Here is a 9,919-nt window from a genome sequence, read left to right as displayed (position 1 = left end):
GGCTATCTCTGCGTGCTGTTCGCCATCGCGCACGCTGCCGATACCTTCGGCCGCAAGCTGATGGGCGGGCCGGCGCGCACGACGATCTATGCGCTGGCGCTCGGCGTCTACTGCACCTCCTGGACCTTCTACGGCTCCGTCGGCTTCGCCAATCGCGCCGGCTTCGATTTCCTTGGCATCTATGTCGGGCCGATCCTGGTCATCGGCTTCGGCTATCGCTTCGTCACGCGTATCGTCGAGATCGCCAAGTCGCAGAACATCACCTCGATCGCGGATTTCGTCGGCGCGCGCTACGGCAAGAGCGAGCGGGTGGCCGCGCTCGTCTGTCTCGTCGCCGTGATCGGCGCACTGCCCTACATCGCCTTGCAGCTCAAGGCCGTCGCGAATTCGCTTTCGGTGTTCCTGACCGCAACCGGCGGCCAGGCGCTGACGCCGGATGTCCCGGTCCTCAGCGACCTCGCCTTCCTCGTCGCCATGGTGCTCGCCGGCTTCGCCTGTGCCTTCGGCACACGCCATATCGATGCAACCGAGCACCAGGACGGGCTGGTGCTGGCGATTGCGGCCGAGTCGCTGGTCAAGCTCGTGGCGTTTCTCGCGCTCGGGATCTTCGTCGCCTATGGCCTGTTCGATGGCTTCGGAGACCTCCTCGCCCGGGCGGCGAAGATGCCGTACGGGGCGCCTCCGATCTGGGAGCGGACCTCGAGCTGGCCAACCTTCCTGACGCTGACGCTGCTCTCGTCCTTCGCCGCGCTGCTGCTGGCGCGGCAATTTCACATGACGATCGTCGAGAACCGGGACCCGGGCGACGTCCGCCGCGCCGCCTGGATGTTCCCCCTCTATCTCGTCCTAATCAATCTCTTCGTGCTGCCGCTGGCGGCGGCGGGCGAATTGCTGATGCCGGGAAGCGGCATCGATCGCGACATGACCGTGCTGCTGCTGCCGCTGGAGCGGGGTGCAGGCTGGCTCGCGCTGTTCGTCTTCATCGGCGGGCTCTCCGCCGCGACCGCGATGGTGATCGTCGCCTCGGTGGCGCTCGCCATCATGATCTCGAACCATCTCGTCATGCCGCTGCTGGTGCGCGGCCGTGGCCTGCTGAGCGACCCGGACCGGGCCATCCCGAGATCGCTGCGTTCCGGCCCGACCGGCGGCGACCTCGGTTCGCAGGTCGTGATCATCCGGCGCTTCGCCATCCTCGCCGTGATCCTGATGGGCTACGCCTATTACCGTGCGGCAGGTGAAGCGGCGCTGGTCTCGATCGGGCTCCTGTCCTTTGCGGCAACCGCACAGATCGCGCCGGCATTCTTCGGCGGATTGCTCTGGCGGCGCGGCACCGCGCTCGGCGCCGTCGCAGGCTTGACGGCGGGCACGCTGACCTGGGCCTACACGCTGCTGGTCCCCAGCCTCGCATACCCCACCAGTGTCTGGAGCGAGATCGTGGCCAAGGGGCCGCTGGGCATCACCTCATTGCGGCCGGAAGCCCTGCTCGGCCTCGATCTGCCGGCCCTGCCGCACGGCGTGCTGTGGAGCCTCGGCCTCAACCTTCTCTGTTATGTCGGCTTCTCCCTGCTGCGACCGGCCAATGCCATGGAGCGCCTGCAGGCCAACTCCTTCGTCACCTCCGATCGCGCAACGATGGCCCAGTCCTTTTCGCTCTGGCGGTCCAGCGTMACGGAGGCCGAGCTGCAATCGACCATCGGTCGCTATCTCGGCCAGGAGCGGACGCAGCGCGCATTCGAGGGCTTCTCCATCGGGCGTGGCGAGGTTGCCAGCAGCAGCAATCGCGAGGCCGACATCCACATGCTGCGCTTCGGCGAGCATCTGCTCTCGTCGGCCATCGGCGCGGCATCCTCACGGCTTGTGCTCTCCCTGCTGCTGCGCCGCCGAAACCTGTCGACGGAAGCCGCCTTCAAGCTGCTCGATGATGCTTCGGCGGCCCTGCAGTATAATCGCGATATTMTGCAGCACGGGCTCGACCATGCCGGCCAGGGCATTACCGTGCTCGACCGGGACCTGCGGCTGCTCGCCTGGAACCAGGCCTTCATCGAACTCTATGACCTGCCGCAGTCGCTGGTGCGGTTCGGCACCGGGCTCGACGAGATCGTCCGTTTCAATGCTGCCCGCGGCGCCTATGGCGATGGCGAGCAGGATGAGTTGATGGCCGCGCGGCTCGAGAGCTTTGTCAATGACCGCGAGCCAGTCCGGCTCAAGCTCTTTCCCTCGACCAAGGTCATCGAGATCCGCTCCAATCCGCTTCCCGATGGCGGCCTGGTGACGACCTATACCGACATCACCGAGACCGTCGCCGCGCATGAAGAGCTCGAGCGGACCAATGAAAGTCTCGAGCGACGCGTCGCCGAACGCACCGAGGAAATTCTCMACGTCAACGCCGAGCTTCAGCGCGCCAAGGCCGAAGCCGAGGAGGCGAATGCGTCCAAGACGCGCTTCCTGGCCGCCGCTAGCCACGACCTGCTGCAACCCCTCAATGCCGCGAGGCTCTATGCGACGGCACTGGTCGAGCGTGACCGGATCGCCACCAGCCCCGAACTCGCCGAGAATATCGATGCGTCGCTGGACGCGGTCGAGGAAATCCTGACGGCACTGCTGGAGATCTCGCGTCTCGACGGGGGCGCACTCAAGCCGGAACTGACCAGTTTCAGGCTCGACGAACTGATGCGCCAGCTCCAGCGCGAATTCGAGCCGAGCGCTCAGGAACGGGGGCTGCAGCTGGTGTTTTCGCCCAGCTCCGTCGCGCTGCGCTCGGACCGGCGCCTGCTGCGCCGGCTGCTGCAGAACCTGATATCGAACGCGATCAAATACACGCCGAACGGCAAGGTCCTGGTCGGCTGCCGCCGTCGCGGCAATCAGGTTTCGATCGAAGTGCTCGATACCGGCCTCGGTATTCCTGCCAGCAAGCAGAAGACGGTGTTTCGCGAGTTCCAGCGGCTCGATCAAGGGGCCAAGGTCGCCCGTGGCCTCGGGCTCGGGCTTTCAATCGTCGAACGCATCTCCCGCACGCTCGACCACAAGCTCACCCTGACCTCCACGCCAGGGCGCGGGACGCGGTTCTCGGTGATGGTGCCGCGAACGGCGCCGCTTCCGGCCATGGCGACCAGCAGCACCCCGCCCCCGACGCCTGCGGGGCAATTGGCCGGCCTCAAGCTCCTGGCGATCGACAACGAACCCACGATCCTCGATGGCATGAAGCGCCTGCTCGAAGGATGGGGCTGTGCCGTCGCGACAGCGCCCGGACTGGACGAAGCGCTTGCGCAGGTTCAGGCCCACGGCATGCCGGACGTGATCATCGCCGACTACCATCTCGACCATGGCGACGGGCTGAGCGCGATCGCGGCCTTGCGCGATCGTTCCGCCAGGCGCGTTCCCGCGATCCTGCTGACGGCCGATCGCTCGCCTCAAGTGCGGGAGGCCGCTGCGGCCTTCGACGTGCATATCCTCAACAAGCCGCTGAAGCCCGGAGCACTCCGCGCCCTGCTTGCGCAATGGCGCGCGATGCGTCTCGCCGCTGAATAGCAGGGAGACCTGCCCCACTCAGCGCTCGGCGGCGCCGGCCTGGCGCATCGCCTCCTCCGAGGCGAGAAAGGCCGCGATCTCGGCGCTCTGCGGCGGGCTCTCGGCGCTGATTCCGATATCGGCGAGAATGCGGGTCACCGGCACGTAGCTCCTGGTCGCACGATCGTAGAGGGCAGCTCGCACCAGCGCCACGGCAGCGACGATCTCCGTGCCGTCGCGCCCCCGGCTGAGAATGCGATGCTGCATCACCAGCCAGTTCTCGGTCCAGCACAGGATCCGCGTCTCCAGCGCGAAGGGGCGGAACAGGCGCAATTCACGCCTGAAACGAATCATCCCGGCATTGACCACCGGCACCCAGCCCTCACGCAGCACCGTGCGCCAGAGCCCGGTACGCAGCATCAGGTCGGTCCGCCCGAGATCCATGAGACTCCAGTAGCGGCCATTGTTCATGTGCAGGCTGGTGTCGAGATCGTGAAACCAGACGCGGAACGGCAGGACCGACATGTCGAAAGGTGGCTTCAGCCTGGATCGKAAGAGCGTGGTGACAAGAAGCCAGAGCAGGCGCAGCCAGAGGTTCATGCAGGCTCCTGTGGAGTGTCGCCGTCAGACGGCGCGCCCCGTTCCCGATGTCGCGACGATTGGCCATATCATCGTCACCGACTCGCGCCACTCTTTCGCACGTCCTGCAGCGGAACTCGCCATGCCGACACTCCATGTTTCGTCCCTCGCCCGGCTTCACGAGACGGTCGCATCGGTCGGTGCCAGCCATGTCGTGACCTTGATCAACGTCAACACGGTCGTGGAACGCCCGGCCGGCATTCTGCCCGAGCGGCATCTCTTCATCGGCATGTCGGACATCACGGCGCCGCTGGACGGGCATGTCCTGCCCGACGAGGACCATGTCCAGCGCTTCCTGAGCTTCATCCGCGACTGGGACCGCGCCGCGCCGATCGTGTTTCACTGCTGGGCGGGCATCAGCCGCTCGACCGCGGCGGCCTACATCGCGACCTGCGCCCTGCGGCCCCAGCGTGACGAGGCGGAGATTGCGCTTGCGCTGCGCAGCGCATCTGCCTCGGCCACGCCCAACGCCCGGCTCGTCTCGATCGCAGACCAGATCCTCGGACGCTCCGGTCGCATGACCACCGCAATCGAGAGCATCGGCCGGGGTGCGGACGCGTTCGAAGGCACTCCGTTCCGCATCGATCTCGATTGAGGCGGCGCCGGCCTTGCTGCATCGTGGTGGTGACATGCCCAAAGTCACAGCCCCCGCCATCGAGATCGGCCTCGCGGCAGCGATCGTCGCCTTCACCGGCAACCAGCCGCATATCCTGACGGCGCAGGGTCACGACGGAGACGCCACGCCGGGCCTCCCCTACGGCCCGTTCGACCCACTGGCGCATCGCACCTTCGAGATCGGCCTGCGCTCCTGGGTTGCGGACCAGACCGCGCTGTCGCTCGGCTATGTCGAACAGCTCTACACGTTCGGGGATCGCGGGCGGCAGGCGGAGATCCGCGATACCGGCCCCCATGTCGTCTCGGTCGGTTATCTCGCGCTGACCCGTGCGCCATCCCTGCCTGAGCAGGTCGCATTCCAGCCCTGGTATGGCTTCTTTCCCTGGGAGGACTGGCGCGCCGGCCGCCCGGCGGTCCTCGACTCGACCATCCTGCCGCAGCTCGACGACTGGGCGCAGGACAAGGCGGCCGAACGCGCGGAGCAGGAGCGGCGCGCCCTGTCGCGCCAACAGCGCATCGCAAGTTGCTTCGGGCTCGGTGGCGTGCCCTGGGACGAGGAGAAGACGCTCGAGCGCTACGAACTGCTCTACGATGCCGGGCTCGCCTATGAGGCGCTACGCGACCGGCGCCCCGATGCACTGCCGCGTTCCCCCAGTCCCCTGCTGGGCCGGCCGATGCGCTTCGACCATCGCCGCATCCTTGCGACCGCGATCGGCCGACTGCGCGCCAAGCTCAAATACCGTCCGGTCGTGTTCGAACTGATGCCGGACGCCTTCACCCTGACCGCGCTGCAGAACACGGTCGAGGCGATCTCGGGCCGGCACCTGCACAAGCAGAACTTTCGGCGGCTGGTCGAAAGCGCAGCGCTGGTGGAGCCGACTGGCACGATGACCCGCACTGCCGGGCGCCCCGCCGCGCTCTTCCGCTATCGCCGAGAAGTCATTGCCGAGAGGCCGGCTCCGGGCCTGCGCGTCGGCGGGCGCAACCTCGGAGGAGAGCGGTAGTTTTGTGCGGATGCGAAGGGAGTTGTCGTGCATATCAGCGCGACAGCCGAGAAACTGAGCAGAAAATTGCTTGCTTCTTACGAAATTTGCGACAATGCATCGCCCTCAAGAKGGGCCAAAGCCATGACGATCGAACTCGATTCCCGCGACCGGACCATTCTGCGCATCCTGCAGACCGATGGGCGGATCACCAATTCGGACCTCGCCGAAAGGGTTCACCTCTCCCCGTCCGCCTGTCTGCGCCGCGTCCGGCAATTGGAAGAAAGCGGGCTGATCCGCGGCTATGCGATGATGCTCGACGACAAGATCGCCGGCTTCCCCGGCACGGCCTTCGTCTTCGTTACGCTGGACCAGCAGGGGCGTGCCTCGCTTGAAGGGTTCGAGCAGGCGGTGCAGAATCTGCCCGAAATCCTGGAATGCCATCTGCTGGCTGGCGCGCATGACTATCTGATGCGGGTCATCTATCGCGACAGCGCTGATTTCGAGCGCATCCACACCGACATCATTACCCAGCTGCCGGGCGTCACGCGTGTGCAATCGACGCTGACGCTGCGCACGATCAAGAAGACCTCCGCATTGCCGGTCTGATGCAGGGTTGCAGCGAACAGGGCCAGAGCCGATAAGAGTGGCCCAACGGGAATCGCCGATCTTGACCGACGCCAAAACCAATTCCGATATCGCCGCCCTGCCCTTCGAAGAGGCGCTGAAGCAGCTCGAGAGCATCGTTGCCCGGCTCGAGCGCGGCGACGTGCCACTCGAGGAATCGATCGACATCTACACCAGCGGCGAAGCGCTCAAGGCACGCTGCGACGCCCTGCTGAAGCAGGCCGAGGCCCGTATCGAAAAGATCACGCTCGGCGCCGACGGCAAACCGGCCGGCACGACGCCGCTGGACGTCGACAAGTAAGCCGGCGCGGCCCGCGGGCTAAAGCATCGGCCCGAAAAGTGGATTGCGGTTTTCGGGGCAAAGCCGATGCAAAGACAAAGGGTTAGATCATCGAACTGGATACGATATCCGGTCCGATGATTTAGGCGGAGAGCAGCGCCTCGATCAGCCCCGCCACATGCTGCACTGCCGGATCGCGGTCACTGCGCCTGTGCCAGGCGACATGGAGCGGAAAACCCGGCACCGGAATCGGCGGCTCCCGCACCGCATAGTGCTCGCCGCTATCCCGAGGGAGCGTCCGGCTCGGCAGCAGCGCGATCAGGTTGGAATCGAGCAGCAGCGGCGGAACGATCAGGAAGCTCGGCACGACCATGCCGACATGGCGCTTCCTGCCGAGGACCGAGAGCGCTTCGTCAAGCGCGCCGAAGGTTTCGCCGCGGCCCGAAACCAGAACATGCGGATAGGCGAGCCAGCGATCCAGATCGAAGGCTAGCGCCGCCGGGTGCTCCTTCCGCATCGCCACGACGTAACGCTCGCGCAGCAATTCCTTGCGGGTAAAATCCTTCTCGACGCTGGGGATGACCGAGACGGCAAGATCAGCATGGCCTCGCGCCAGGCCGTCAAGCGCCTCCGGCGCACCGCGCCAGGGCATGAGCGCCAGTGTGATGCCAGGGGCCGTGCGCGCGAGCTCACTATACAAACCTCCGGCCAGCAGGGCGGGCGGCAGCTCCGCCGTCACCACCCGGACAATCTGCTGCAAGGTGGCGAGATCGGGCTGCGGCGGATCGAGCAAGGCTGTCATCTGAGCCAGCAGATCCTTGATCGGCTTCTGGAGCGATTGCGCCCTTGCGGTCAGCCGCATCTGCCCGCCGCCGCGCTCCAGGAGCCTGTCATTGAAGAGATGCCGGCAGCGATCGAGCGCGCTGGATGCTGCCGGCTGGGACAGTCCAACCCGCTCAGCGGCGCGCGAAACATGGGCTTCGTCCAGAAGCGCATCGAGGACGACAAGGAGGTTGAGATCGGTCGATCTTAAATTCATGAAATGGATAATACGATATATCGATCATCCATTGGAGTAATTTTGTTGGCACCCGCATCCTCTGCACATCACAAAGGAGGACGCCGTGCCCAACACCCTGATCCTGTTGTTCCACCCCGATTTCGCCACATCGAATGTCAACCGCGCCCTCTGCGAGGCCGTTGCCGAACTGCCGGGCATCACCGTCGTCGACATGCAGGCACAGTATTCAGATGGCGTGATCGACGTCGATGCGGAGGTCGCACGCCTCCTCGCGGCAGACCGGATCGTCCTGCAATTCCCGGTGCAGTGGTATTCGACACCACCACTGCTCAAAGCCTGGCAGGATGCGGTGCTGACCCGGATGTTCTACCTGGCCTACCAGGACGAAGGGCGCCTGCTCGCCGGCAAGCCGGTCCTGATCGCCGCGACCGCCGGCAATGTTGCGGAGGCCTATACGCCCGCGGGCCAGAACCGCTTTTCGCTTCGCGAGCTTCTCCGCCCCCTGGAAGCGACGGCCCATCGCTGCGGCCTCGCCTGGCAGGAACCCTTTCTGATCTACGAGACCCGCAAGGCCGACACTGAGGCGCTGCAGCTCGCCGGAGAGCACTATGCCGGCCGGATCAGCCGCCTTCCGTGCCCCAKCACGGAACCAGCGCGGGAATCGATCCAGCCCCTGCACGCCGCCAATGCCGGCCTCCTGCTGCTGGCCGGAACCAGCCTCGCGAGGACGACAGGTTAGCGACGACCTGCACGGCCTTGGATACGGCAGAGCTGCCGCGCGCCGGAAGCCGGAGCGCGGCACACCCGCCCGCAGGCTTAGCCTGCCTGTTCCGAGCGGCTGGAGGCCTTCAGGATCGCAGCTCCCAAGGCGGATTTCAGGACGGCCCCCACGATGAACGGGACGACGCCAAGGAGCAGCGCGCGCTCGACGCCGATCAGGGTCGCAAGCCATGCTGCGCCGATCACCAGGCAGAGCGCATTGCCGAGCAGCATCGCGGCGAAGGACCGCATGAGCCTGCTCCCGCCCCAGCCGCGCTCGGCAAGCCAGCCGACCATGGCGGCCACGATCGGGAAGGAGAAGAGATAGCCGCCCGTCGGGCCCATGAAATGCGGCAGGCCGGACGCGCCGCCGGCGAGAACCGGCAGCCCGAGCGCCGCCTCGAACAGCCAGGCGAGGACAGTGACGGCGCCAAGACGCCAGCCATAGAATGCGCCGATCAGCGTCACCGCCAGCGTCTGCAGCGTGATCGGCACCGGAACCATCGGCACGCTGATTTGCGAGGCCAGCGCCAGGAGCAGGGTTCCGAACAGCACGGCGCCCGCCTGCACGAGGACAGGGCGGCTGCTCAGGCGCAGCGGACCGCCCGCCAGCTGCGTCGTAGCATAGGTCATTGCGTTCATTGCGATCTCCATCAGTGATCAGATGCATATTATCTATAATTCATGAATCTGATCTATGATGGACTCCACATCGCGGCGAAGAATGCAAGCCCCTCCCGCCATGCACCTGTCATCCGACGATCGAAAAGGCCTCGCGCGTGCCACCGGAGGAGGTGCGAACCGGCTTGGTCCCAATCCACTGGACATGCCGCGCAAGCGTCGCCGCCGCGGCCTCGATTTGTCCTTCGCGCAACGCGGAGAGGATAGCACGGTGGTCGTGATCGGTGCGCGACTCCCATTCCGAACGCCAGGCAGCGAACAGGAACCGGGCGCTGGTCGCATGCAGATCATCGATCGCAGCCAGCAAGCGGGGCATGGCGCAGGGAGCGAGGATCAGCTTGTGAAAGCGCCGATTCGCATCCTCCCACGACCTCACATCCTGCGACTTGTCGCCGGCGCGCGTCGCTTCTTCGGCCTGCTCGAGGATCGCCCGGGTCAGATGTGGCGCGGCATGGCGCAGCGCCAACACCTCCAGCGCCGCCCGCATTTCCGCGACCTCGCGGACCTCCCGCAGATCGAAAGCGGCAACCCGCACGCCCCGGCGCGGCTCGCTGACGGCCAGACCCTGCGCTTCCAGCCTCTGAAAGGCCTCGCGCACCGGCACATGGCTGGCGCCGAACTCGGCCGCGACATGGTCCTGGCGCAAGCGGGCTCCGGGCTCGATCGCTCCGGAGATGATCCGGTCGGCCAGAGCGCGGCTGATCCGGATGGCGAGCGTGTCTTTCTGTTCGCTGGTCATTTTTTATAGATAATTTTGTTGTGATCTCCTGTCGAGCGCTTCGGATTCCCGGCGCATATCGATGCCGC

The 9,919-nt window shown here is 65.8% G+C and carries 10 protein-coding genes; 6 read left to right on the top strand and 4 right to left on the bottom strand.

Annotated features, from left to right (window positions below; genetic code table 11):
- A partial coding sequence (locus tag AC1DJT_RS29515) for a hybrid sensor histidine kinase/response regulator (RefSeq protein WP_476835435.1) occupies positions 1–3,528 on the top strand: 3,528 nt, incomplete at its 5' end.
- Between the two features lie 18 nt (positions 3,529–3,546).
- Here the strand turns inward: AC1DJT_RS29515 and AC1DJT_RS29510 are convergent.
- On the bottom strand, positions 3,547–4,107 hold the full coding sequence (locus AC1DJT_RS29510) for a thioesterase family protein (RefSeq protein ID WP_476835434.1): 561 nt from the start codon (positions 4,105–4,107) through the stop codon (positions 3,547–3,549).
- Between the two features lie 121 nt (positions 4,108–4,228).
- On the opposite strand from AC1DJT_RS29510, the gene AC1DJT_RS29505 reads away from it, so the two are divergent.
- The 4 genes from AC1DJT_RS29505 to AC1DJT_RS29490 all read left to right on the top strand — a co-directional run bounded on the left by AC1DJT_RS29505 (position 4,229) and on the right by AC1DJT_RS29490 (position 6,672).
- Positions 4,229–4,741 (top strand): tyrosine phosphatase family protein, encoded by a 513-nt coding sequence (locus AC1DJT_RS29505; protein WP_441489229.1) that lies wholly within the window; start codon positions 4,229–4,231, stop codon positions 4,739–4,741.
- 34 nt (positions 4,742–4,775) lie between these two features.
- On the top strand, positions 4,776–5,765 hold the full coding sequence (locus AC1DJT_RS29500; protein ID WP_441506542.1) for an NUDIX hydrolase: 990 nt from the start codon (positions 4,776–4,778) through the stop codon (positions 5,763–5,765).
- Positions 5,766–5,888: 123 nt separating this feature from the next.
- Positions 5,889–6,353: an Lrp/AsnC family transcriptional regulator gene (locus AC1DJT_RS29495; protein WP_441489030.1), complete on the top strand. Its 465-nt coding sequence runs from the start codon at positions 5,889–5,891 to the stop codon at positions 6,351–6,353.
- Positions 6,354–6,414: 61 nt separating this feature from the next.
- Positions 6,415–6,672, top strand: coding sequence for an exodeoxyribonuclease VII small subunit (locus AC1DJT_RS29490; RefSeq protein ID WP_441506541.1), 258 nt, complete (start codon positions 6,415–6,417; stop codon positions 6,670–6,672).
- A 121-nt stretch (positions 6,673–6,793) separates the two neighbouring features.
- Here the strand turns inward: AC1DJT_RS29490 and AC1DJT_RS29485 are convergent, their stop codons facing one another.
- Positions 6,794–7,690 (bottom strand): LysR family transcriptional regulator, encoded by an 897-nt coding sequence (locus tag AC1DJT_RS29485; RefSeq protein ID WP_476835433.1) that lies wholly within the window; start codon positions 7,688–7,690, stop codon positions 6,794–6,796.
- Between the two features lie 85 nt (positions 7,691–7,775).
- Between AC1DJT_RS29485 and AC1DJT_RS29480 the strand changes: the two genes are divergently transcribed.
- Positions 7,776–8,411 carry an NAD(P)H-dependent oxidoreductase gene (locus AC1DJT_RS29480; protein ID WP_476835432.1) on the top strand — a complete coding sequence of 212 codons (636 nt, stop codon included), beginning with the start codon at positions 7,776–7,778 and terminating at the stop codon, positions 8,409–8,411.
- 77 nt (positions 8,412–8,488) lie between these two features.
- Here AC1DJT_RS29480 and AC1DJT_RS29475 read toward each other — a convergent pair whose 3' ends face one another.
- Positions 8,489–9,073 carry a biotin transporter BioY gene (locus AC1DJT_RS29475; RefSeq protein WP_441506538.1) on the bottom strand — a complete coding sequence of 195 codons (585 nt, stop codon included), beginning with the start codon at positions 9,071–9,073 and terminating at the stop codon, positions 8,489–8,491.
- A 109-nt stretch (positions 9,074–9,182) separates the two neighbouring features.
- Entirely contained in the window at positions 9,183–9,851 is a 669-nt protein-coding gene (locus AC1DJT_RS29470) for a GntR family transcriptional regulator (RefSeq protein WP_441506537.1), read from the bottom strand.
- Between the last annotated feature and the right edge of the window lie 68 nt (positions 9,852–9,919).

This window comes from Allobosea sp. 05T422_2, assembly GCF_056396265.1.
This window is presented reverse-complemented; position numbering and strand designations above follow the sequence as displayed.

What these genes read in the sequence shown, in the direction of transcription:
- AC1DJT_RS29475 (WP_441506538.1), bottom strand. Translation starts at nt 9,073, where the DNA reads ATGAACGCAATGACCTATGCTACGACGCAGCTGGCGGGCGGTCCGCTG.
- AC1DJT_RS29500 (WP_441506542.1), top strand. Translation starts at nt 4,776, where the DNA reads ATGCCCAAAGTCACAGCCCCCGCCATCGAGATCGGCCTCGCGGCAGCG.
- AC1DJT_RS29470 (WP_441506537.1), bottom strand. Translation starts at nt 9,851, where the DNA reads ATGACCAGCGAACAGAAAGACACGCTCGCCATCCGGATCAGCCGCGCT.
- AC1DJT_RS29505 (WP_441489229.1), top strand. Translation starts at nt 4,229, where the DNA reads ATGCCGACACTCCATGTTTCGTCCCTCGCCCGGCTTCACGAGACGGTC.
- AC1DJT_RS29485 (WP_476835433.1), bottom strand. Translation starts at nt 7,690, where the DNA reads ATGAATTTAAGATCGACCGATCTCAACCTCCTTGTCGTCCTCGATGCG.
- AC1DJT_RS29495 (WP_441489030.1), top strand. Translation starts at nt 5,889, where the DNA reads ATGACGATCGAACTCGATTCCCGCGACCGGACCATTCTGCGCATCCTG.